Here is a 22,605-nt window from a genome sequence, read left to right as displayed (position 1 = left end):
ACATAAGGCGCCCGTAGAGTCGGTGCCATGACGCACCCTGCGCAGCCTGCCGAAGAGACGCCGGGGGACCGGCACGACGGCGCCCACCCGCTCGGCCTGCTGCCCGGCCGGCGCGGCGGGCTGACCACCGCCGAGGTGGCCGAGCGGGTCGCCCGCGGCGAGGTCAACGATGTCCCGGTGCGGTCCAGCCGCTCCACCCGGGAGATCGTCCGGGCCAACGTCTTCACCCGGTTCAACGCGATCATCGGCGTGATGTTCGGCATCATCCTGGTCGTCGGACCGATCCAGGACGGACTGTTCGGCCTGGTGATCGTCGCCAACACGGCGATCGGGATCATCCAGGAGCTGCGCGCCAAGAAGACCCTGGACAGCCTCGCGCTGATCGGCGAGGCCAGACCGCAGGTCCGCCGGGACGGCGTCGTCCAGCAGATCGCCACCGGCGAGATCGTGCTGGACGACACCGTGCTGCTCGGCATCGGCGACAAGGTGATCGTCGACGGCGAGGTCACCGAGGCGGACGGCCTGGAGATCGACGAGTCGCTGCTCACCGGCGAGCCCGACTCGGTGCTCAAGCAGCCCGGCGACCAGGTGATGTCCGGCAGCTTCGTGGTGGCCGGCGCGGGCGCGTTCACCGCCACCAAGGTCGGCCGCGAGGCGTACGCGGCGCAGCTGGCCGAGGAGGCCAGCCGGTTCACCCTGGTCAAGTCGGAGCTGCGCAGCGGCATCGACAGCATCCTGCGGTTCATCACCTGGCTGCTCATCCCCACCGCGATCGGTCTGATCATCAGTCAGCTCGCGGTGGAGGGGCGGGACTGGCGCGAGGCCGTCCGCCGGATGATCGCCGGCATCGTGCCGATGGTCCCCGAAGGGCTGGTCCTGCTGACCTCGGTGGCCTTCGCGATCGGCGTGGTCCGGCTGGGCCGAAAGCAGTGCCTGGTGCAGGAGCTGCCCGCGATCGAGGGACTGGCCCGGGTGGACACCGTCTGCCTGGACAAGACCGGCACCCTCACCGAGGGCGGCATGGACGTCGTCGAACTGCGCACCCTGCCGCAGGCACCGGAGGCCGACGACCAGCTGCGACCCGACGCCCCGTTGGCCCGGCACATCCTCGCCGACCCGGAGGTCGTCAAGCAGGCGCTCGGGGTGATGGCCGGCGCCGACGCCCGCCCCAACCCCTCCATGCAGGCCGTCATCGACGCGTACGGCCGGAACGACGCCGGCGGCGGTACCGGGGCCGGCACCGACGCGGAGACCGCCGACAGCTCCGGCGACACCGCCGCCGGCTGGCGGGTGATCGAGGCGATGCCGTTCTCCTCCGCCCGCAAGTGGAGCGGCGTGCAGCTGCTGGAACCGCAGGGCGGCGAGGCCAGCTGGCTGCTGGGCGCCCCGGACGTGCTGCTCCCCACCGGTCACCCGGCCCTCGCCGAGGTGGACGAGCTGGGCGCCAAGGGCCTGCGGGTGCTGTTGCTCGGTCGCACGCCCGTCCCGCTGGACGCCCCCGACCCGGCCGCCGACCTCCAGCCGCTGGCCCTGGTGGTGCTCCAGCAGCGGCTGCGCGGGGACGCCGCCGAGACCCTGCGCTACTTCGAGGGGCAGCGCGTCCAGGCCAAGGTGATCTCCGGCGACGCCGCCGTCTCGGTCGGCGCGGTCGCCTCGCACCTGGGCCTGCCCGGTGCCGACCACCCGGTGGACGCCCGCACCCTGCCCACCGACCCGGAGGAGCTCGCCGACACCGCCGAGCGGACCACCGTCTTCGGCCGGGTCACCCCGCAGCAGAAGCGCGAGCTGGTCGGCGCGCTGCAGTCGCGCGGGCACACGGTGGCGATGACCGGTGACGGCGTCAACGACGTGCTGGCGCTCAAGGACGCCGACATCGGCGTGGCGATGGGCACCGGCAGCGACGCGACCAGGGCCGTCGCGCAGATCGTGCTGCTGAACGACTCGTTCGCCACCCTCCCCTCGGTGGTCGCCGAGGGCCGCCGGGTGATCGGCAACATCGAGCGGGTGGCCGGGCTCTTCCTGGTGAAGACGGTCTACTCGGTGCTGCTCGCCCTGCTGGTGATCTTCACGCACTCGCCCTACCCGTTCCTGCCCCGGCACTCGACGGTGCTCTCCACCCTCACCATCGGCATCCCGGCCTTCTTCCTGGCGCTGGCGCCCAACAACGAGCGGGCCCGGACCGGCTTCGTCCGCCGGGTGCTGCGGCTGGCCGTGCCGGGCGGGATCATCGCCGGCACGGCCACCTTCACCGCGTACGCGCTGGCCCGGTCCGACCACGCCACGAACCTGGAGTCCGACACCAGCGTGGCGACGCTGACGCTGTTCCTGGTGGCCATGTGGGTGCTGGCGATCGTGGCCCGGCCGTACAACTGGTGGCGGCTGCTGCTGATCGCGACGATGGGCGGGGCGTTCACGCTGGTGCTGACGGTGCCGTGGCTGTCGGACTTCTTCCAGCTCTCGCTCTCCGGCACCCGGGACCCGTGGATCGGCGTCGGCATCGCCCTGGTGGCCGGACTGCTGTTGGAGGTCTCCTGGCGGATCATGCGGCGCAAGGCGGATGATTGACCCCGAAGGGGGGCCCGCATGGCGCGCAGGGGTGGGGACTTGGAGGCGTTCACCGCCTTCCTCGGGGGGCTGCTGGCGGCCGGGGCGGCCGGCCTCGCGCTGCTCGGCGTCCATGAGCTGACCGAACCCGGCCGGTGGCTGCGCGAGGCCGCGCCGGTGGTGGTCGGGGCGGTCTGGCTGGTCGTCACGGTCGGCGTCTACCTACGACTGGGCGCGGCCGCCCGGACCGGCTGGGCCGGCCCGCGGACGCGGCGGGCCGGCGCCTCGGCCACCCGCCGGCCGGGCCCACCGCGCCCGGCCGGGTCCGACCGCGTCCCCGACCGGGCACCGGACCGGCGGCCGGGCCGCCGGTCCGCCAGTCCGGTCAGCCCTCGAAGTCCCGGGCGGCCGAGAGCTCGTAGGCGCGGTCCGGCTCGGTGAGCGCGGCGAGCACCTCGAACCGGCGGTGCCACTGCCCGGCCGACCAGGCGAGACCGGCCGCCAGCCCCTCCGGCGTCGCGGCGTGCAGCAGCCCCGGTACCGGCGGCAGCTCGAACTCGTCGTCCTCGTCGGCGGCTTCGGCGGCATCCGGGTCGTAGGGCGCCTCCGGGGTGTCCGCCGCGGCGTCCCACCGCCAGTCCACGGCGGCCTCCTCGCCGTCCGGGCCGACCACCAGCAGCTCCTCGTGCTCCTCGTACGCCACCGGGCAGCCGGGCAGCAGCTCGCGGACCACGGCGGGCACCCGGTGCAGCTGCCCCTCGGAGAGCACCCGGCCGCCGGCCACCTCACTGGCCAGCGAGACGTGCAGCCGCTCGGCGAGGTCGGCGGCCAGCGCGGGGGCGACCGGCAGCAGCGGGTACCCGTGGAGGAGCTGGACGAGGTCCGGGGCATCGGCGACGACCGCCTCGGTGGCGTCCACGAGCACCGTGTGCGCCGGGCGGCGGCCGGTCTCCCGGTCGAGCGGCGGCAGCGCCCGCACGATGTCCAGCGGCTCGATCCGGTCCACGTCGACCCGGGCCAACGCGCTGTGGACGCCGTGCAGTTGGCGGTGGCCGAGCTCGGAGGCCGGATCGGTGAGCCGGTCCAGCAGCTCGTCCGGCCCGTGCGGCTCGGCCAGCAGCGCGGCCAGCGTGGTGCGCACCCCGAGCGCGTGCAGGAACTGCTCGTCCAGCGTCGTCCGGGCCTCGTCGTACAGACCGCGCAACAGCGGGTCGGCGCCGGCCGCGCGCAGCCCGGCCGGCTCACGGCCGTCCAGCACCGGGTGGTCGCGCAGCCACCAGGCGGTGTACGGCGGCAGGTCCACGTACGAGCCGTCCGGCAGCAGGGTGCGGACGGGGTTGACCACGGCGTCCCGGTACGGCGGGCGGGCGAGCGCGGCGAGCGCCCGCGGCCACGCGCCGTCGTCCACCAGGTCGAGGTCCCGGACGGCCAGCAGCTCGGCGGCGACCGGCGGGACGCCCACCTGGTCGGCGTCGTCGGCGTGCAGCGCCTCCAGGGCGTCCTCGGCCCACTCGGCGAGGCCGTCGGGCGCCTCGTCGAGCAGTCCGGTGGGGTGACCGCCGGCCGCGCGGTCGGCGGGGGCGGTCGGGTCGAGCCGCTCCAGGTCGTCCGGGTCGAGCACCACGTCCTCGGCGCGGACCAGCACGAAGTCCGCCAGGACGCCGACCGCGGCGAGGACTTCGGGACCCCAGCGGTCCAGCAGGTCGTCGTCGACCCAGCCGGCGTCCTCCTCCCGGGCCAGCGCGGCGAACGGGCTGTCCGGGAGGATCAGCTCGCCCGCCCGGGCCGGCTCGCCCTCGTCGTCGAGCAGGGCCAGCCGGGCCAGCCACGGGTGCTCGCCGACCGCCGGAGCGGCCGCCTTGACCAGGGCGAGCACGGAGTCGGCGACGTCGGTGGCGGCGTCCGGGTCGTCCTCGGCCAGCTCGTAGGAGCGGGCGACGGCGGCCCGCACCTCGGGGGTGTCCAGCACGCCGGCCGGGGTGGCGGTGCCGGCACCGAGCTTGGCCAGCAGCGGGTGCGACGCCTCCGGGTGGGCCAGCCGCAGGTCGAGCAGGGCCAGCGCGCCGGCCAGCGCCTCGGGGTAGCCGGGGAAGGCCGCCCAGTCGGCGTCCTCCGAGGGCAGCAGGACGCGGCGCGGGCCGGTGACCGTCCGCCCGTCGGCGAGCGGCACGGGCAGCGCGCCGAGCGCCTCCGGGTCGGCCGCGCCGAGCGCCGCGTAGAGGTTGCGCCACCAGGCGGGCTCGCGGTCCAGACCGCCGAGCTGGTCGACCACCTCGGCCAGCGGCACCCGGCGTACGTTCAGCACCCGCAGTTCGGTGCGGCGCTCCAGACCGGCCGGCAGCAGCCCGGGGAAGATCGGCGCCAGCGCCTCGACGACCGAGCCGTCCGCGCCCTCCAGCACCGTGGCGTCCCGGGGCCGCAGCGCGGGCGTGCCCTCCTCGACCGGCGTCGGGTGCGGCAGGAACGGCGTGCCGGGCAGCCGGGAGAGGATCCCCGCCCGCAGCGCGTTGTCGAGCGCGCCCTGGCCGAGCGGGCCGGGCACCAGCCCGAGCGAGCGCAGGTCGCCGCCGCGGGAGCGCAGCAGGTCGGCGTAGCTGTCCGCGGCGCGCTCGGTGAGGAAGTCGGCGAGCGGGCCGGGGGCGACGTGCCGGCGGGTGGAGTCCAGCGGGTAGGAGGCGATCAGCAGCGCGGGCAGGCCGAGCGGCTCGTCGCTCGGCGTGGGCGCGTGCAGCACCGGGGCGATCCCGGTCGGCCGCGGGCCGCCGTCGTCGGCGACCGGGACGGCCCAGGTCACCGTCCAGTACGGGCGGGCGCGCTCCTCGGTGGGGCGGTCGGCGAGCAGCGCGGCGTCCAGGGTGCCGGACGCACCGGCGGTCTGCCAGACGGTCTGCCGCAGCCGCCCGCCGGCGTCGTCGGTGACGGTCACCTCGGCGACGCCGTCGGGACGAGGCTCGGTGGCGCCCCGGGTGAGGGTGCGGGTGCCCTCCTCGGTCTCCACCACGATCTCGGCGAGCCCGGGCAGGGTCAGCAGCAGGGCGTCGTCGATCCCGGCCAGCAGCCGGCGGGTGAGGTCCTCGGCGGCGGCGTCACGCAGCGGCAGCACGACCACCGTGTCGTAGCCGGCGGGAGCCGGGCCCTCGGCGGAGAACGGCAGGCGCAGCAGCGGCACGTGGCCGTCGCGGCGGCGCAGCTCCTCGCCGAGCGCGGGCTGCGCCTCGGCCAGCGAGCGGGCCTCGCCGAGCGACCAGCGGACGCCACCGGCGGCGCCGAGCACGGCGGGCTCGTCGGTGACGGCGAGGACGGCCGCGAACCCGACGCCGAACCGGCCGACGGTCGGCTGCTCGTCGGCGCGCTTGGAGGAGGCGCGCAGGGTGGAGAGCGACTCGACGGCCGCCGCGTCCAGCGGCGCGCCGGTGTTGGCGGCCGCCAGCACACCGTCCGCCAGGGTGAGCCGCAGCCGGCCCGGGGCGCCGCCCGCGCGGGCCGCCGCGTCGGCGGCGTTCTGCGCCAACTCGACGACCAGCCGGTCACGGTAGCCGCCGAGGGCGAGCTCCTCCTCGGCGTTGGCGTCCTCGCGGAACCGGGCCGGGGAGGCGGCCCAGGCGTCCAGTACCCGGCGGCGCAGCGCGGCGCTGCCGAAGGGGTCCGCGTGGCGCTCGTCCGTACCGCTGCCGATGATCCGAGGTTCCACTGGAACTGCCACCCTCCGCCGCCCGCTACTTCGTCCGGGGGGCATTCTCCCCCGGACGGGCACCCCCGGCGGACCGGGGTGGGGACCGCGGCGCGTGCGGGGCGCGGCCGGGGGAACGGCCCGCCGTCACCGGGGCCGGGCCCGCCCGCGGACACCACCGGCCCCGCCGGAGCGGGGCCGGTACGGCCGGGGTCAGGAGTGGCCGAGCTCCTCGGCCGGGGCGTCGGGCTCCACCGAACCGGAGGTGCGGTCGGGGTGCAGCTGGAGCGGCTCGACCACCAGCTCGTCCAGGATCAGCTCGGACGGCGCCGGCGGAGCCGGGATGACGGCCGCCTCGGAGTGCCCGCCGCAGCCGTACGCGAAGGAGACGATCTGGCCGTCGGCCGGGCCGAACTCGTTGCCGCAGACGCCGAAGGCCTGACCGAGCGAACCGCCGATCGGGACGAGGAAGCCGCAGCTCGCGCAGGAGGCCGGGGCGGCCTGTGCCATCGGGGTCTGCGGGCCGTGCGCCTTCTCCCAGCGGTCGGCGGCCAGGTGCAGACCGAGCCGGGAGAGCACCCGGCTGCGGCCCAGGCCGAGCTCCTCGGCGAGGGCGCCGATCTGGGCGCGGGCCGGCGCGGGCTGGACGTTCGGGTCGGAGACGACCAGGTCCTCGTCGGAGACCAGGGCCACCGCCGAGTTCGGCGCCGGCTCGTCCTCGCCGGTCCAGCCGGGCTCCAGGCGCAGGTCGTCGGCGTCGGTGGGCAGCAGGTCCCCGGGGCCCATGTCGCCGGGGCGCAGTCGCTCGCTCCACGGCACCCACTGCGGGGCGAGCACGGCGTCGTCACCCGGCAGCAGCACGACCTCGTCGAGCGTGACGTTCTTGGCGCGCGGGGCGCGGGCGACGGTGACGGCCCAGTGCCAGCCCCGGTATGCCGCGTCCAGGCACTCGAAGGTGTGGGTGACGACGCGGTCGGCATCCGCCTGGACGCCGAGGTGCGCCCCTACGGCCTCTGCTCCGACGGCCTCGTCCGCTGCCTGCCGGGCGAGTTCGACGGCCTCGGCACAGAGCCGATCGGGGGTACGGCTTCGCATCGCAGCACTCACGGCGTCGATTCTCTCCCAGTTCTTCTGTTGCCCACGGCGTGTTGCCTGTTCCCGTCGCGGCTCGGTTTCCCTCGACCATTCTGCGCGACCACGGGCCGCCACGGATACCGGCCGCGCCGCTCGTCCGGTCCCCCGGCGTCCGGCGCGCTTTCGGGCGGACCCTGGGCAGGCTACCCGCCGGTCGGCCACCCGGCACAGTCCGGGGCGGCCGCCGGCGCCGGAAGGGCCGCGCCGAGCGGAGCGGAATCCCGCGTCGCAGAACCGATTCTGGGGCAGGATGGGCTTGTGGCGGACGAAAAACCGTCGCAGCACGCACTGCGCGCCTCGCAGGCCGGCAGCCCCGACGAGGCGAACGCCGTGCCGCGACAGCAGGCTCCGGCCCTCGCTGCGGGCGAACCGCAGCCGGTGGGCCCCTCGGCGGTGCCCGGACCGGACGGCGACGGGCCGTCGGTGCCTGGTCAGGACGGCGAGGGGCCGCCGGTGCCTGGTCAGGGCGGCGAGGGGCCGTCGGTGGATCTCGTGAAGCACCTCGCCCGGCCGGTCGCCGAGGACGCCGACCCGGCCGCCGAGCCCGACACAGCCGCGGAGCCGCGCCGTCACTTCCTGGTCCGCACCGCCTCCGCCGCCGGCTCCCGCACCGGAAAGGTCGTGCACGGCACCGGCCGGCGGATCCGCCGGGCCACCTCCGCCGAGGGCGCCGGGGAGTCCGGCCTGGCGAAGCTGATCGAGCTGCACGCGCTGAACTCCTTCGGCGACATGCTGATCACCGTGGCGCTGGCGTCCACCATCTTCTTCTCCGTCCCCACCGGCGAGGCACGCGGCCGGGTCGCGCTGTACCTGCTGATCACGATGGCGCCGTTCGCCCTGCTGGCGCCCGTGATCGGCCCGCTGCTGGACCGTCTGCCGCACGGCCGCCGGGCCGCGATGGCGATGTCGATGCTGGCCCGCGCGGTGCTGGCGTGGACGATGGCCGGCACGGTGGCCGGCGGCGGGCTGGCGCTGTACCCGGAGGCGCTGGGCGTCCTGGTGGCGTCCAAGGCGTACGGGGTGGTGCGCAGCGTGGTGGTGCCCCGCCTGCTGCCGAGCCGGCTGTCACTCGTGAAGGCGAACTCCCGGGTCACCCTGGCCGGGCTGCTGGCGACCATGGTGGCGGCCGGGGTCGGCGGGCTGTTGCACCTGATCGGGCCGGGCTGGCCGCTGCGCGGCGCCTTCCTGGTCTTCGTGGTCGGCACCCTGATGGCCTTCCACCTGCCGCACGAGGTGGACTCCGCCAAGGGCGAGCAGCGGGCCGTCCTGCACGCCGAGGCGCACGGTGAGGCCGCCGCCGTCCCGAAGGCGTCGCTGCGCACCGTCGGTCCGTCGGTGATCCTGGCCCTGCGGGCGATGTCGGCCCTGCGCTGGCTGGTGGGCTTCCTGGTGATGTTCCTGGCGTTCCTGCTGCGTGACGACCCGATCGGCGGGCTGCAGCCGACCCTGGCGCTCGGTCTGGTGGCGCTGGCCGCCGGGACCGGCAACGCGCTGGGCTCGGTGCTCGGCTCCTGGCTGCGCACCCGCGGCTCGGAGGCGACGGTCACCGCGATGCTGCTGCTGGCCACCTGTGCGACGGCCGCCGCCGCGCTCTGGTACGGCGTGGTGACGGTGGTGGTGGTCGCCGCGGCGGCCGGGGTGGCGGCCTCGCTGGGCAAGCTGGCGCTCGACGCGCTGATCCAGCGGGACGTCCCCGAGTCGGTGCGGACCTCGGCCTTCGCCCGCTCGGAGACGCTGCTGCAGCTGTCCTGGGTGGCCGGCGGCGCGGTCGGCATCCTGCTGCCGCTGGACGGCGCGCTGGGCCTCTCGGTGGCGGCCGGCGTGGTCGGGCTGGTGCTGCTCTGGACGCTCCGTTCGCTGTTCAAGGTGGGGGTGCGGCGCCGGGCGGCCGCGCCGCGCGTGGCGTAGCCCCGGTCCGCCGCCGGGCCCGGTTCCCCGGCCGCAACACGCGGTTGCCGACCCCCGCGTAGCGTGATCGGCAAAGCCCGGTAGCCTCTGACGCATGAGCCTCAGCACCCGTGTCATCGCCGCCGTCGGCGCCGTCGTCGTGATCGGCGCCGGCACGGTCGGCGGGTCCATCGCCTACGCGATGGGCCAGGAAGAACCCTCCAGCCATCGTGTGACCCTCACGGTCGGCCGCTCCTCCACCGAGGTGGGGCCGTTCTGCTTCAACGACGGCAAGCCGCTCACCGAGCAGCAGCAGGAGGAGTGCCAGAACCGGGCGAGCGAGGCCCTGGACGCGGGCAAGCTGCCCTCCTCCGACGTGGTCGCCAGCGACCAGCTCGGCCTCGGCGTGACCCCGGACGTGGCGGACCGCGGCTGGTGGGCCAACACCAACGGCGGCCAGCAGGCCCAGGGCGGCCGCTTCATCCTCGCCTCCGCCGCCAAGGGCTCGACCTACTCCGGCTCGGTGTCGGCCTCCAAGGCCCTCAACGCCTCCGGCAAGACCCTGGTCACCGTGGTCGAGTCGGACCCGAAGCAGCCGGACGCGATCTACGGCGTCTGGTACTTCCAGCTGAACACCCAGGACGCCTGACCGGCCGTCCGATGACCGCGCGACTCCACGACGACGAGCAGTCGGCCCCCGGGCGGGGCCGGCTGCTCGTCGTCGTCGCGGTGCCCGCCGAGGCCTCGGCGGTGCTGCGGGGACTGGGCCGGTCCGCGGCCGGCGCCGAGCCCGGCGCGGTGCCGGTGCCCGGCGGTGAGCTGCGGCGCGCCGAGCACCCCTCGGGAGTCACGGTGGACGTGCTGGCGGGCGGGGTCGGCCCGGCCGCCGCCGCCTCGGCCGCGTCCGCCGCGCTCGCCGTCGGCCGCTACGACCTGGTGGTCTCGGCCGGGATCGGCGGCGGGTTCGCCCCGGCCGCGCCGGTCGGCGCGACCGTGGTCGCCGAGGCGATCGTCGCGGCCGACCTGGGCGCGGAGACCCCGGAGGGCTTCGCCGACGTCACCGAGCTGGGCTTCGGAACGGTCCTGCACTCCCCCGCCCCGGCCGCCGTGGCGCTCGCCGCCGAGGCGCTGGGCACTGCCGCTGCCGCCGGCACCGATGCCGATGCCGATGCCGATGCCGGCGCCGGGGCCGCCACCGTCGTCACCGGTACCGTGCTCACCGTCTCGACGGTGACCGGCAGCGCCGAACGCGCCGCCGCCCTGCTCGCCCGCCACCCCCGCGCGGTGGCCGAGGCGATGGAGGGCTTCGGAGTGGCCGAGGCCGCCGCCCGGCACGGGGTGCCGGCCTTCGAGCTGCGCACCGTCTCCAACCCCGTGGGCCCCCGCGACCGGGCGGCCTGGCGGATCGGCGAGGCACTGGCCGCGCTGGAGCGGGCCTTCGCCGCGCTCCCCTACCCGGAGCTTCTGACGACGTCCAAGGAGGCCCACCGTGGCTGAACGGCTGAGCATCGCCCACTCGCCCTGCCCGAACGACACCTTCGTCTTCCACGCCTGGACGCACGGCCTGGTGCCCGGCGCGGAGGCCCCCGAGGTGACCTTCGCGGACATCGACATCACCAACGGGCTGGCCGAACGCGGCGAACTGGACCTCCTCAAGGTCAGCTACGCCGCACTGCCCTGGGTGCTGGACGAGTACGCGCTGCTGCCCTGCGGCGGCGCGCTCGGCCGCGGCTGCGGTCCGCTGGTGCTCACCCGCCCCGAGACCGGCGACGACCTGAGCGGCCGGACGGTGGCCGTCCCGTCCGAGCGGTCCACCGCCTACCTGCTGTTCCGGCTCTGGGCGGCCAAGGCGGTGCCCGGCGGCCTGGGGAAGATCGTCGTCCTGCCGTTCCACGAGATCATGCCCGCCGTCCGGGACGGCCGGGTGGACGCCGGCCTGGTGATCCACGAGGCCCGCTTCACCTACCGCGAGTACGGGCTGCGCAGCCTGGCCGACATGGGCGAGGCCTGGGAGCGGGAGACCGGTCTGCCGATCCCGCTCGGCGCGATCATCGCCAAGCGCTCGCTCGGCGCCGAGCGGCTGCGCGCCGTCACCGAGGCGATCCGCGCCTCCGTCCGGCAGGCCTGGGCGGACCCGTCGGCCAGCCGGGAGTACGTGCTCGCGCACGCCCAGGAGATGGACCCGGCCGTCGCCGACCAGCACATCGGCCTGTACGTCAACGAGTTCACCGCCGACCTCGGCGAGGACGGCTACGCGGCCGTGCGGGCGCTGCTCACCCGGGCCGCCGCCGAGGGGCTGGTCCCCCCGCTCGACCCGGGTGCGCTGGACGCCTGAGAACGGCCGGCCGGAGGCCGGTTACACGTCGAACTGGTCCGCCACCGCGCGCAGCACGCCGGCCAGCTTCTGACCGGTCGGCTTGGCCGGGTAGCGGCCGTGCTGGAGACCGGGCAGCACCGCGTCCATCATGGTGATCAAGTCCTGTACGAGCGCTGCCATGTCGTCCGGGGTCTTGCGCGTGGCGGCGGCGACCGACGGCAGCGCGTCCAGCAACTGCACGGCCATCGCCTGGTCGCCGCGGTGGCCCGCGACCACTCCGAACTCGACCCGCTGGCCGGGCTTCAGCACGGTGACACCGGCGGGCAGCGCCTTGGTGTGGACGAAGACGTCGCCGCCGTCGTCGCGCGAAAGGAAGCCGAAGCCCTTCGTCTCGTTGAACCACTTGACCTGGCCGGTGGGCATCTCGAACAGTCCTCGATGTGGGTGTGAGGGATCCCGGCCCTGGCCGGGGATCACTGGGTGGGAGGGCGGGCCGACCTCGGCTCCGCGCCCGTGGGCGCTCATGGTCAGCACGCTGTAGGGAGCAGACTAACGGTCCGTCACTGCCTCATCCGCGATCCGCGGAAGATCCGTACCGGGCTCTGGTGGCCACCGGCGACCCGGTATCGGCATGGCCGGGGCGCGACTTCGCGGTTCCCACTGGCTCACACCCCCGGTCTGAGGAGACGGGGCGCACCTGTCGCACCCCTCGGCACAGCGTGCATACCCCCGCTCAGCAGGGATCAAAACTCCCAGCTTCCGGGAAACTGCGCAACGTGACCGGACCGGTCGTCGGCGAAGCCGTCCGCCACCGCCGCGACCGGCGGTCTCTGCCAGACTGGGACGGCCGACCGACCGCAGAGGAGCAACCCCAGTGAGCAGCAAGAGCGCCGACCGCGGCGACGCCTACGTCAAGGCCGGGACGATCGTCTTCGGCTTCGGTGCGCTCGCCACCCTGATCACCTTCGTCCCGCTGTTCCTGCACCTGACACCGCTGCCGACGGCCGCCTACTGGCTGAGCATGCTGATGCCGCTGGGCTTCCTGCTCGCCCTGACCGGCCTGCTGCTCTCCGCCCGCGCCCAGCGCCGCCGGGTGCACGCCGAGGCCTGACCGCCCCGGCGCCCCCGCCCCCGCGCGGGGAGCGGCCCGCGGGCGCGGCTAGCCGACCGGGCGCCCGGCGAGGTGCCCGGCCAGCCACTCCGGGAAGCCGGTGAGGTCGGCCAGCACCACGTCCGCGCCCGCCGCCAGCAGCTCCTCGGCCCCGTACGGTCCGGTGGCCACACCCACCGCGAGGGCGTCCGCGTGCTTGGCGCCCACGATGTCGCCGAGGTGGTCGCCGACGTACACCGTCGCGCCGTGCTCGCGCAGCGCGACGCCCTTGGTCTCCGCCCAGAGGTCCCCCACCAGCGCGTCCGCGTGCAGTTCGGCGTGCTCCAGGTGCAGCCGGGCGTTCGGCTCGTACTTGCCGGTGATCACCACGACCCGGCCGCCGTGCGCGCGCACCGCGTCGACGGCGGCGTGCGCACCGGGCAGCGCGACGGTGGGGGCGAAGGCGTGGTCCCGGTACAGCTCGCGGTAGCGGTCGACGGCCACCCCCACCCGCTCGGCGGGGAACCAGTTGCGCATCTCGTCCAGGAGCGGCGGGCCGAGCCGGGTGACCACGAGGTCCGCGTCGATGTACACGCCGGTCTCGGCCGAGAGCTCCAGATAGGTGGCCCGGATACCGGGCCGGGTGTCCAGCAGGGTCATGTCGAGGTCGAAGCCGACGGTGAGCGGGACATCCGAGGTCGCAGGCATGCCGTCAGGCTATCCAACCCCGCCGGCCCCGACGATCGGCCCACCGGTGTTTTCGCGACGATTTGCTCCGGCTTCCGCGGGGAACTTAGGTTTGCCTGAGCTATCTGCGAGAGAGAGCCATGACCGACACCACCGCGCCGACGACCGCTCCCCGGTCCGCGGCCGCGCCCGGCGGGCGGCCGCTGCCGCGCCGCCGAATACTGTGGCTCGCCGCCGCACTGGCCCTGCTGGCCGCCGCCGTGCTGCTGAGCCTCGCGGTCGGCAGCCGCACCATCCCGTTCGGAGAGACCCTCGACGCCCTGCTGCACGGCGGGGACACCACCAACGCCGTGGTGATCCGCGAGCTGCGGGTGCCGCGGACGGTGGTCGGCCTCGCGGTCGGCGCGGCGCTCGGCCTGGCCGGCGCCGTGATGCAGGGCATCACCCGCAACCCGATCGCCGACCCGGGCATCCTCGGCGTCAGCCAGGGCGCCGCGGCCGGCGTGGTGCTGGCGATCTCGGCGTTCGGTGTCTCCACCCTCACCGGGTACGTCTGGTTCGGCTTCGCCGGGGCCGTGATCGCCACCGTGCTGGTGTACGGGCTGGCCGGCCGCGGCCGGGGCGGGGCCACCCCGATCAAGCTGGCGCTGGCCGGCTCGGCGATGTCCGCGTTCATCGCCTCGCTCAACACCATGGTGCTCACCACCGACGCGGCCGCCATGGACCGGTTCCGGTTCTGGCACGTCGGGTCGCTCTCCGGGCGCACCGCCGACGTGGCCTGGCAGCTGCTGCCGTTCCTGCTGGTCGGCACGGTGCTGGTCCTCGCGGTGGCCCGCGGGCTGGACGCGCTGGCGCTCGGCGACGACACCGCGAAGGGGCTCGGCGCCAGGACCGGCCTGGTCCGGGCGGTCGGCGCGCTCGGCGCGACCGTGCTGACCGGTTCGGCGGTCGCCGCGGCCGGCCCGATCGCCTTCGTCGGCCTCGCCGTCCCGCACGCCGCCCGCGCCGTGGCCGGTGCGGACCACCGCTGGGTGCTCACCTTCTCCGCCGTGCTCGGCCCCGCGCTGCTGCTGCTCGCCGACGCGCTCGGCCGGGTGCTCTTCCCGCCCTCCGAGGTACCCGCCGGGGTGATGACCGCCCTGGTCGGAGTACCGGTGCTGATCGCCCTGGTCCGGCGCCGCAAGGTGGTGGCCTCGTGAGCACCTCCGCCGTCACCCTGCGGGGCTACACCGTGCTGCGCGCCGGGCGGGCCTCGTTCCTGCTGCACCGCCGCTCGGCCGTCGCGGCGCTCGGCCTGCTGCTGGCCCTGGCCGTCACCGTCGTCGCCTCGCTCTGCCTCGGCGAGTCCACCGTCTCCCCCGCCGAGGTGGTGAAGGTGGTGCTGGGGCAGCCCAGCGCGCACGAGCTGGTGGTCGGCGAGTTCCGGCTGCCCCGGGTGGTGGTCGGGCTGCTGGTCGGCACCGCCCTCGGCCTGGCCGGCGCGCTGGTCCAGACCGTCGCCCGCAACCCGCTGGCCAGCCCCGACGTGGTCGGTGTCTCCTGGGGCGCGACCGCCACCGTGGTCGGCCTGATGGCGTACGGGGTGGTCGGCTCGACCGGCCAGGTGCCCTACGCGGCGGTGGCCGGCGGCCTGGTGGCCGGGCTGCTGGTGTACGCGCTGGCCTGGCGGCGCGGTCTGCACGCCCAGCGCCTGGTGCTGATCGGCATCGGCATCAGCGTCGCGCTCTCCTCGCTCACCTCGGTCTTCCTCACCAAGGGCGACGGCTTCCAGGCGCAGGCGGCGAAGGTCTGGATGACCGGCAGCCTCAACGGCTCCGGCTACGACCAGGCCGGCCGGCTCGCCCTGGTGCTGCTGGCCGCCGTGCCGGTGGCGTTCTGGGCGGCGCGGGCGCAGCGCTCGATCTCCTTCGACGACGCCACCGCCGTCGGTCTCGGCCTGCGGCTGGACCGGATCCGGCTCGGCATGGGCCTGCTCGGCATCGTGCTGGCCTCGTGTGCGGCGGGCGCGGCCGGACCGGTGGACTTCGTCGCGCTGATGGCCCCGCAGATCGCCGTGCGGCTGGCCCGCTCGGCGCAGATCCCGCTGCTCTGCTCGGCGCTGACCGGCGCGCTGGTGGTCGTCCTGGCCGACCTGTTGGCCCGGCGGCTGCTCGCGCCCACCGAACTGCCGGTCGGCGTGGTGACCGGCCTGGTCGGCGCGCCGTACCTGATGTGGCTGCTCGTCCGATCCCGCCGTGGAGGTTCCTGATGTCCGCCCGCCCGATGCCGGCCCACCGACTGGAGGCCCGGGGCCTGACCCTCGCCTACGAGGCGCGCACGGTCGTGGAGGGGCTGGACCTCACCGTCCCGGACGGCCGGGTGACGGTGATCGTCGGGCCGAACGCCTGCGGCAAGTCGACGCTGCTGCGCGCGCTCGGCCGGCTGCTGAAGCCGGCGCGCGGCGCCGTGCTGCTGGACGGCGCCGAGCTGGCGCGCCTGCCCACCAAGCGGATCGCCCAGCAGATCGGGCTGCTCCCGCAGTCCCCGACCGCGCCCGAGGGCATCTCGGTGGCCGACCTGGTGTCGCGCGGGCGCCAGCCGCACCAGAGCTGGTGGCAGCAGTGGTCGGCCGAGGACGAGCGGGCGGTGGCCGAGGCGCTGGAGCGCACCTCCACCGCGGAGCTGGCCGAGCGCAGCGTGGACGAGCTGTCCGGCGGCCAGCGCCAGCGGGCCTGGATCGCGATGGCGCTCGCCCAGGGCACCGACATCCTGCTGCTGGACGAGCCGACGACGTTCCTGGACATCGCGCACCAGGTGGAGGTGCTGGACCTGGTGCGGCGGCTCAACGTCGAGCGCGGGCGGACGGTGGTCGCCGTGCTGCACGACCTCAACCAGGCCGCCCGGTACGCCGACCACCTGGTGGCGATGCGCGCCGGGCGGATCGTCGCGCAGGGCCCGCCCGCCGAGGTGGTGACGGCGGAGCTGGTGCGCGAGGTGTTCGGCCTGGACTCGGTGGTCGTCCCGGACCCGGTGACCGGCACCCCGCTGGTCGTCCCGGGCGCGCCGTGGGCGGTGAAGGCGGACGCCTAGAGGGCATTTCGGACATAATCGACGCGCCTGCGGCCGTCGCGGGCACGCCCGTCCCCCGTCCGCCCCGCCCGAGGACCGCCGATGCCCCCGATCACCCGCCGCACCCTGCTCGCGGGGCTCGGCGCCGCCGCCCTCGCCGGGTGCAGCACCCGGCACACCGACCTGCCCGCCGAAACCGCCGCCGCGACCGTCACACCGAGCCCGACCCCGGTGCCCGACGTCACCGTCACCGCCGCGACGGGCCCGGTCACCGTGCCGGGCGCACCGATGCGCGTCGTCACCCTGGACACCGCCGAACTGGACTCGGCGCTGACCCTCGGCATCACCCCCGTCGGCGCGGCCCTGGCGCCCCTGGACGCCGGGTTCCCCGACTACTGGCCCACCTCCCGGCTCGCCGGGATCACCCGGGTCGGCGCCATCGGCGACCCGGACCTCGCCGCGGTCCGCGCCCTGCGGCCCGATCTGATCCTCTCCAACCAGACCCGTGACGGCGGCCGCTACGACCAGCTGCGCGAGATCGCCCCGACCGTGCTGACCCAGACCACCGGCTACCCGTGGAAGGCCGACGTCCAGCTGCACGCGCAGGCGCTGAGCCGCCAGGACGCGGCGGCGGCCTTCGCCGGCTCCTACCAGCGGCACGTCTCCCAGGTCGTGCAGGCACTGTCCAACGCCAAGGCGTCCGGGCGCCGGATCAGCCTGGTCAGGTTCGTCGAGGGCGGCGGCATCCGGCTGTACGCCAAGCAGAACTTCCTCGGCACGGTGCTCGCCGACGTGCAGCTGGGCCGGCCGGACGCGCAGAACGTCGACCAGTTCGACGTCGAGATCCCGGCGGACCAGATCGCCAGGGCCGACGGCGACCTGCTGCTGTACGCCACCTACGGGGCCCCGGACCGGGCCGGCACCCGGGCCGTCCTGGCCTCCCCGGCCTGGCAGGGCCTCGGCGCCGTCCGCGCGCACCGGGCCTTCGAGGTGGACGACCAGCTCTGGTTCCAGGGCATCGGGTACACGGGCGCCAACTTCGTCCTCGCCGAGCTGCAACGCTTCCTGGGAGCCTGACACGGGCCGCCCCCGGCGCGGTGGGGGCCGGGGGCCGACGCTCTTCACCGAATCGGACAATGATCACCACACCGGCCCGGAACCGGACCATCCGGGCCCGCGTCACCCATCGCGGGCGTCCGAACGGCGCCCGCTCGGAACATCGGAACACACGGGGGAGGGACTCATGGCGGACGGATTCAAGGTCGATCTGGGTGCCTTGGACGACGCGGCCTCGGGGATCACCGACACCCTGGCGAAGCTGCGGTTCAAGAAGGTCAGCGACCTGGACCCGAAGAAAGAGGACTTCGGGCACGGCCACCTGGCCGACGTCGTCGAGAAGTTCTGCACCCGCTGGGAGCTGGGTGTGGAGAACCTGGCCAAGGACGCGCAGTCCGTCACGGCCCGGCTGAACGCCAGCGTGAAGGCCTACCGCGAGGTCGACGGGCACGTCGTCGGCCATCTGAACGGAACCCTGAGCCGCGACGGCGGCGAGGACCCGGGGGCGAAGTAGTGGCGAAGGAACTGGGCAGCACCTCCGACCCGAAGGAACTCGTACCGGGCGATCCGGAGTCGATCTCCTCGACCTGTGCCTGGCTCAAGAGCTACGGGGACACCCTGCACTCGACCGGCGAGGGCCTGAAGAAGATCGACACCGTCGAGGGGTGGTCGGGCAAGGCCGGCGACGCCTTCCGGTCCGCCTTCGAGGGCGAGCCGGGCAAGTGGCTGGAGGCCGGCGACTGCTTCCACAACGCCGCCACCGCGCTCACCGCCTACCAGTCGACGCTGACCTGGGCCCAGGGCCGGGCGGCCGAGGCGATCCGGCAGTGGGACGCGGGCCAGAGCGCCAGCGGCAAGGCCCGGAGCGACCACCAGGAGGCGGAGCGGAACGCCGGCCACGAGCTGCCGTTCACCGACCCGGGCGAGAGCACCCGCGACGGCGCGAAGGCGACCCTGAACAACGCCCGCGGCCAGCTCAAGTCCGCCGGTGACACCGCGGCGACCACCGTGGCCGCCGCCCGCGACAAGGCCCCCGAGGAGCCCGGCTTCTGGGACGACGTCGGCGACTTCCTCTCCGACGCCGGCGACTTCCTGCTGGACGTCGGCCAGGTCGTCGTGGAGGACCTCGCCTCGGTCGGCAACGCCATGCTGCACAACCCGGGCGCCGCCCTGGAGGTCGCGGGCGGGCTCGCCCTCGCCACGGTCGGCGCGGGCGGCGAGGTGCTCGGCGTCGGCCTGGACCTCACCGGCGTCGGCGCGGTCGTCGGCGTACCGGTCAACGTGCTCTCGGCCGGCCTCATCGCCACCGGGATCGGGGTGGCGGGCATGGGCGCGGGCGACATCGCCAAGGACGCCATGGGCAACAGCCGGGTCCACATGGAGGGCGAGGGCGGCGGGGGCGGCAGCGCGTCGAGCGAGCCGCACACCCAGCCGTCCAAGGGCGTCGACCCGGCCGCCACCCCGGAGGGGCACACCACCACCATCCCGAAGAACGCCGACGCGACGACCGTCCGCGCGTTCCAGCGGGAGAACGAGTCCGCCGAGATCATGGCGCGCAACGGCTACAAGGTCGAGCAGAACCCGAACGTCACCGGGACGACCAAGAACCCCGACTACCGGATCGAGGGCGAGGTGTTCGACTGCTACGCGCCGACCGCCTCGAACCCGCGCTCCATCTCCACCGGCATCCAGAAGAAGGTGGACTCGGGCCAGGCGGACCGCATCGTGCTGAACCTCTCCGACAGCGGGGTCGACGCCGCCGCGATGCGCAAGCAGTTGCAGGACTGGCCGATCGAGGGTCTCAAGGAGATCAAGGTCATCGACTCGTCCGGCAACGTCGTCCACTTCTACCCGTAGACACCGCGAGAGAGACACCCAGCATGGCCATTGCCTACAGCCTCGACCTGGCGACCCCGCTCACCGCGTCCGAGGTCGCCGAGAAGCTCGACGAGATCGCCCGCCCCCAGGGCCTGTTCGGAGCCGACCAGGACGCCGGCACGCTGACCGGTGACGGCGCCGTCACCGGCCGCGGCACCTGGGTCAAGGTGGTCGCGACCAGGGCGGTCCCGTGGGGGGACCCGCTGATCGGCGGCCGCCCGTTCGGCTCGACCGTCTCGGTGGCGTTCCGCCTCGACAAGACGACCGACATCCCCGGCCAGCAGGACGACACCGTCCGGCTGACGCTCGGCCTGCTCGGGCAGGTGCCCGGGGACGCCGTGCTGCACCTCGACTACGAGGACGTCTGGCTGGTCCGCCAGGGCGGCGCGCTGGTCCTGAGCGAGCGCTCGGACCTCTGGCCGGCGCAGCGGCTGGCCGCCGTCCCGCAGCCGTACCGGCGGCAGACGCAGGACTTCTTCTTCCCGGAGGACTGAGCCCACCCTGGTGGATGCGGCGAGGCCCCTGCCCGGGCGGGCGGGGGCCTTCGCGTCGTCCGCGTCGGGAGGCGGCCGTCGCCGACGGGTCGGCCGGCCCCGGCCCCCGGCGAACCCCCAGATCACGAGCGCGGAGCCGACCGGCCCGGCACCTCCTTCGCAGGCCCCGCTCATTCGTGCACCCCCGCTTCACGCCGGGCTCCGCCGCCTGTGGATACTGATCCCCGCGCGCCAGGTGGATGATCATTCGATCCGCCCGGCACGGGGTGCCCAGGCGCGCCTCCACACCAGCTTTCGGGGGATTCAACTCGTGTCCAGCAGACGCCGCGTCGGCCTCGCCGCCGCGCTCGTGAGCTCCACCGTCATCGGCTCCGCGCTGCCGGCCCTGGCCGCGCACGCCGAGACCACCTCGCTCTACGTCAACAACCGCAGCGAGGCGTGCTCGGACACCGGCCCGGGTACGCAGGACCAGCCGTTCTGCACCATCCAGGCCGCGGCCGACGTCGTCCGGCCCGGCCAGACCGTCCACATCGGCGATGGCGACTACGTTGAGCAGGTCACCCTGACGAAGTCGGGCACTCCCGGGAGCCCGATCACCTTCGAGGGCGCCGGCGAGCCCGCCCAGACCCCGCCCGTCAGGGTGACCCAGGGCGACGGGAAGAGCCACGCCTTCGTGCTCTCCGGCGTCCACGACATCACCGTCCGGCACCTCTCGATGGACACCGACCCGGAGGCCGTCCTGGTCACGGACTCCACCGGGATCACCCTCGACGGCAACACCATCCAGTACTCGGGGCGGATCCAGGGCGACGTCCGCCCGGCCGTCCGCGTCGCCGGGAAGAGCAGCGGCGTCACGGTCAGCCGCAACCGGATCGAACTCAGCGGCGGCGCCGGTGTCAGCGTCGACGCGGGTGTCACCGGCACGGTCATCACCACGAACGCCCTCCTCTCCAACTTCGGCGGGGCGATCGTGGTCAACGACGCCCCCGGCACGGTGGTGAACGGCAACTCGGTCGGCGACGGCTGCAACCCCGGGATCGCGCTGAACGGCAACTCCGCCGGCTCGACCGTCGTGAACAACGTCGTGGTCCAGAACTCCACCGCCGCCTGCCCGACGACCGCCAGCGGTCTGCTGGTGGCGGCCGGTTCCACCGCGGGCACCCGGGCCGACTACAACGTGGTCTACTCACCCGCCAAGGCAGGCGCCCCCTACACCTGGAACGGCACGGCGTACGGGAGCCCGGCCGACTTCGCCGCCGCCGTCGGCCAGGGCCCGCACGACCTCGCCACCGACCCGAAGTTCCAGCTCTACGGCAACGGCTACGGCCAGGTCGTCCCCACCACCGACACCGCGGCGATGGACTCGGCCGACACCACCGCACCCGGCCGCCTGGACACCGACATCTTCGGCAACCCGCGCGTCGACGACCCGCTGGTGCCCAACACCGGTACCGGCACGGGCATCCAGGACCGCGGCGCCGTCGAGTACCAGAACCCGCTCTCCGCCTCGATCGACTACAGCAACGGCCTGCCCGGTCGCCCGCTGGACGTCCTGTTCACCGGCGGCGTGAACGCGCCCTGGTACCCGGCCGCGACGACGCTGGACTTCGGGGACGGCAGCGCCGTCCAGGCCTCGCCGACCCTGCCGCTGGCCCACACCTACGCCCCGGGCCACTACACCGTCACGCTGACCGCCAAGGACGGCAAGGGCCTCACCAGGCAGGCCGTCACCGAGGTCGACGTGCGGCCGGTCGGCCCGCTGACGGCCGCCGTCTCGGTCTACATGACCCCGCAGCCGCAGCGCATCGAGGTGCACGCCGAGCGCGTCCAGAGCCCGTGGCCGGCGGCCTCCTACAGCCTCGACTTCGGCGACGGCCAGAGCGCCACCGGCAACGGCGTGCCCGGCACCCAGCCCATCTCGCACACCTACGCCAAGCCCGGCAAGTACCGGGTGCGGCTGACCGTCACCGACGACCACGGGCGGACCGCGACCGGCGACGGTAGGGCGAGCATCAACTTCAGCGTGCCCGGCGAGGTGCCGATCGCCGGCCGGTGGGCGGCCGGGCAGACCACCGTCAACGGCATGTTCACCGACGGCCTCTGGGCCCTGCGCTCCACCGCCGAGGGCGGGGTGGCGGACGTGACCACGCTGTCCTGGGGACAGGCCGGCGACCTCCCGGCGGTCGCCGACTGGGACGGCCGCGGCTACGACCAGCTCGGCCTCTACCGGGCCGGCACCTTCGTCCTGCGCCACGCGGACGGCAGCACCACCACCGCTCCGTTCGGCGCGGCGGGCGACGTCCCGGTGCCCGGCTACTGGGACGGCAACGGCCACGCCCAGCTCGCCGTCTACCGGCCGAGCACCGGCACCTTCGCCGTCCGCCACGACGACGGCACCGTCACCACGGCCGCGTTCGGCAACGCGGGCGACATCCCGCTGGCGGGCGACTGGGACGGCGTCGGCCACTTCCAGCTCGGCATCTTCCGTTCGAACTCCGCGACCTTCGCGCTCCGCCACGACGACGGCACCGTGTCCACCGCGGTGTACGGCGCCCCGGGCGACCGGCCGCTGGTCGGCGACTGGTTCGGCAAGGGCCGGATGAGCTTCGGCGTCTACCGACCCTCCATGGCGACGTACGCCTTCAGCGGCGCGTACGCGGGCATCTGGGGCACCGCCAACCAGCTGTACTGACCCGACACCCGGTCGTACCGGCCGGACCGGCCCGGGCCCCCGCCCCCCCCCCCCCCAGAACCGCGGGGGCCGCGGGGGGCCCGGCCCCGCCACTGTGGGCAGGGGGGA

General features: G+C 74.9%; 19 protein-coding genes. 15 read left to right on the top strand and 4 right to left on the bottom strand.

Annotated features, from left to right (window positions below; all coding sequences use genetic code 11):
- Positions 1-27 precede the first annotated feature (27 nt).
- Both ACFXHB_RS21115 and ACFXHB_RS21110 read left to right on the top strand, forming a co-directional pair.
- Entirely contained in the window at positions 28-2,565 is a 2,538-nt protein-coding gene (locus ACFXHB_RS21115; RefSeq protein ID WP_380576126.1) for an HAD-IC family P-type ATPase, read from the top strand.
- 18 nt (positions 2,566-2,583) lie between these two features.
- Positions 2,584-2,985, top strand: a complete 402-nt coding sequence (locus ACFXHB_RS21110) for a hypothetical protein (protein ID WP_380576125.1) — start codon at positions 2,584-2,586, stop codon at positions 2,983-2,985.
- On the opposite strand, the gene ACFXHB_RS21105 is transcribed toward ACFXHB_RS21110, so the two are convergent.
- Entirely contained in the window at positions 2,930-6,235 is a 3,306-nt protein-coding gene (locus ACFXHB_RS21105) for a sacsin N-terminal ATP-binding-like domain-containing protein (protein WP_380576124.1), read from the bottom strand. The two genes, ACFXHB_RS21110 and ACFXHB_RS21105, sit on opposite strands and share 56 nt — an antisense overlap.
- 192 nt (positions 6,236-6,427) lie before the next feature.
- The gene (locus tag ACFXHB_RS21100; RefSeq protein ID WP_380576123.1) at positions 6,428-7,309 is read right to left on the bottom strand and encodes a DUF3027 domain-containing protein; all 882 of its coding nucleotides are present in this window, start codon (positions 7,307-7,309) and stop codon (positions 6,428-6,430) included.
- Between the two features lie 615 nt (positions 7,310-7,924).
- Between ACFXHB_RS21100 and ACFXHB_RS21095 the strand changes: the two genes are divergently transcribed.
- From ACFXHB_RS21095 to ACFXHB_RS21080, 4 genes are all read left to right on the top strand, one after another.
- Positions 7,925-9,256, top strand: coding sequence for an MFS transporter (locus ACFXHB_RS21095; RefSeq protein WP_380576180.1), 1,332 nt, complete (start codon positions 7,925-7,927; stop codon positions 9,254-9,256).
- A gap of 94 nt (positions 9,257-9,350) precedes the next feature.
- Positions 9,351-9,884 (top strand): hypothetical protein, encoded by a 534-nt coding sequence (locus ACFXHB_RS21090; protein WP_380576122.1) that lies wholly within the window; start codon positions 9,351-9,353, stop codon positions 9,882-9,884.
- 11 nt (positions 9,885-9,895) lie between these two features.
- Positions 9,896-10,732 carry a futalosine hydrolase gene (locus tag ACFXHB_RS21085; RefSeq protein WP_380576121.1) on the top strand — a complete coding sequence of 279 codons (837 nt, stop codon included), beginning with the start codon at positions 9,896-9,898 and terminating at the stop codon, positions 10,730-10,732.
- Complete coding sequence (locus tag ACFXHB_RS21080) at positions 10,725-11,570, top strand: 1,4-dihydroxy-6-naphthoate synthase (protein ID WP_380576120.1); 846 nt, start codon at positions 10,725-10,727, stop codon at positions 11,568-11,570. Before ACFXHB_RS21085 ends, ACFXHB_RS21080 begins: the two co-directional genes overlap by 8 nt.
- A 21-nt stretch (positions 11,571-11,591) precedes the next feature.
- Here the strand turns inward: ACFXHB_RS21080 and ACFXHB_RS21075 are convergent, their stop codons facing one another.
- Positions 11,592-11,975, bottom strand: coding sequence for a cold-shock protein (locus ACFXHB_RS21075; RefSeq protein ID WP_380576119.1), 384 nt, complete (start codon positions 11,973-11,975; stop codon positions 11,592-11,594).
- A 451-nt stretch (positions 11,976-12,426) separates the two neighbouring features.
- On the opposite strand from ACFXHB_RS21075, the gene ACFXHB_RS21070 reads away from it, so the two are divergent.
- On the top strand, positions 12,427-12,663 hold the full coding sequence (locus ACFXHB_RS21070; protein WP_380576118.1) for a hypothetical protein: 237 nt from the start codon (positions 12,427-12,429) through the stop codon (positions 12,661-12,663).
- Positions 12,664-12,711: 48 nt separating this feature from the next.
- On the opposite strand, the gene ACFXHB_RS21065 is transcribed toward ACFXHB_RS21070, so the two are convergent.
- A complete protein-coding gene (locus ACFXHB_RS21065) occupies positions 12,712-13,350 on the bottom strand; it encodes an HAD family hydrolase (protein WP_380576117.1) in 639 nt (212 codons plus the stop codon).
- 119 nt (positions 13,351-13,469) lie between these two features.
- On the opposite strand from ACFXHB_RS21065, the gene ACFXHB_RS21060 reads away from it, so the two are divergent.
- From ACFXHB_RS21060 to ACFXHB_RS21025, 8 genes are all read left to right on the top strand, one after another.
- Positions 13,470-14,528: a FecCD family ABC transporter permease gene (locus ACFXHB_RS21060; protein ID WP_380576116.1), complete on the top strand. Its 1,059-nt coding sequence runs from the start codon at positions 13,470-13,472 to the stop codon at positions 14,526-14,528.
- Positions 14,525-15,577, top strand: a complete 1,053-nt coding sequence (locus ACFXHB_RS21055; RefSeq protein WP_380576115.1) for a FecCD family ABC transporter permease — start codon at positions 14,525-14,527, stop codon at positions 15,575-15,577. Before ACFXHB_RS21060 ends, ACFXHB_RS21055 begins: the two co-directional genes overlap by 4 nt.
- Entirely contained in the window at positions 15,577-16,398 is an 822-nt protein-coding gene (locus ACFXHB_RS21050) for an ABC transporter ATP-binding protein (protein WP_380576114.1), read from the top strand. Before ACFXHB_RS21055 ends, ACFXHB_RS21050 begins: the two co-directional genes overlap by 1 nt.
- 81 nt (positions 16,399-16,479) lie before the next feature.
- Positions 16,480-17,454 (top strand): ABC transporter substrate-binding protein, encoded by a 975-nt coding sequence (locus ACFXHB_RS21045; protein WP_380576113.1) that lies wholly within the window; start codon positions 16,480-16,482, stop codon positions 17,452-17,454.
- A 166-nt stretch (positions 17,455-17,620) separates the two neighbouring features.
- Positions 17,621-17,947, top strand: coding sequence for a hypothetical protein (locus tag ACFXHB_RS21040; protein WP_380576112.1), 327 nt, complete (start codon positions 17,621-17,623; stop codon positions 17,945-17,947).
- Positions 17,947-19,290: a putative T7SS-secreted protein gene (locus ACFXHB_RS21035; protein WP_380576111.1), complete on the top strand. Its 1,344-nt coding sequence runs from the start codon at positions 17,947-17,949 to the stop codon at positions 19,288-19,290. Before ACFXHB_RS21040 ends, ACFXHB_RS21035 begins: the two co-directional genes overlap by 1 nt.
- Positions 19,291-19,313: 23 nt before the next feature.
- Positions 19,314-19,805 carry a SitI3 family protein gene (locus ACFXHB_RS21030; RefSeq protein ID WP_380576110.1) on the top strand — a complete coding sequence of 164 codons (492 nt, stop codon included), beginning with the start codon at positions 19,314-19,316 and terminating at the stop codon, positions 19,803-19,805.
- A 310-nt stretch (positions 19,806-20,115) separates the two neighbouring features.
- Positions 20,116-22,497: a PKD domain-containing protein gene (locus ACFXHB_RS21025; protein WP_380576109.1), complete on the top strand. Its 2,382-nt coding sequence runs from the start codon at positions 20,116-20,118 to the stop codon at positions 22,495-22,497.
- Positions 22,498-22,605: the final 108 nt, after the last annotated feature.

Source organism: Kitasatospora sp. NPDC059327 (assembly GCF_042752535.1).
Taxonomy (GTDB): domain Bacteria; phylum Actinomycetota; class Actinomycetes; order Streptomycetales; family Streptomycetaceae; genus Kitasatospora.
Note: the sequence above shows the minus strand (reverse complement) of the source record. Positions and strands in the feature narration are given on the sequence as shown.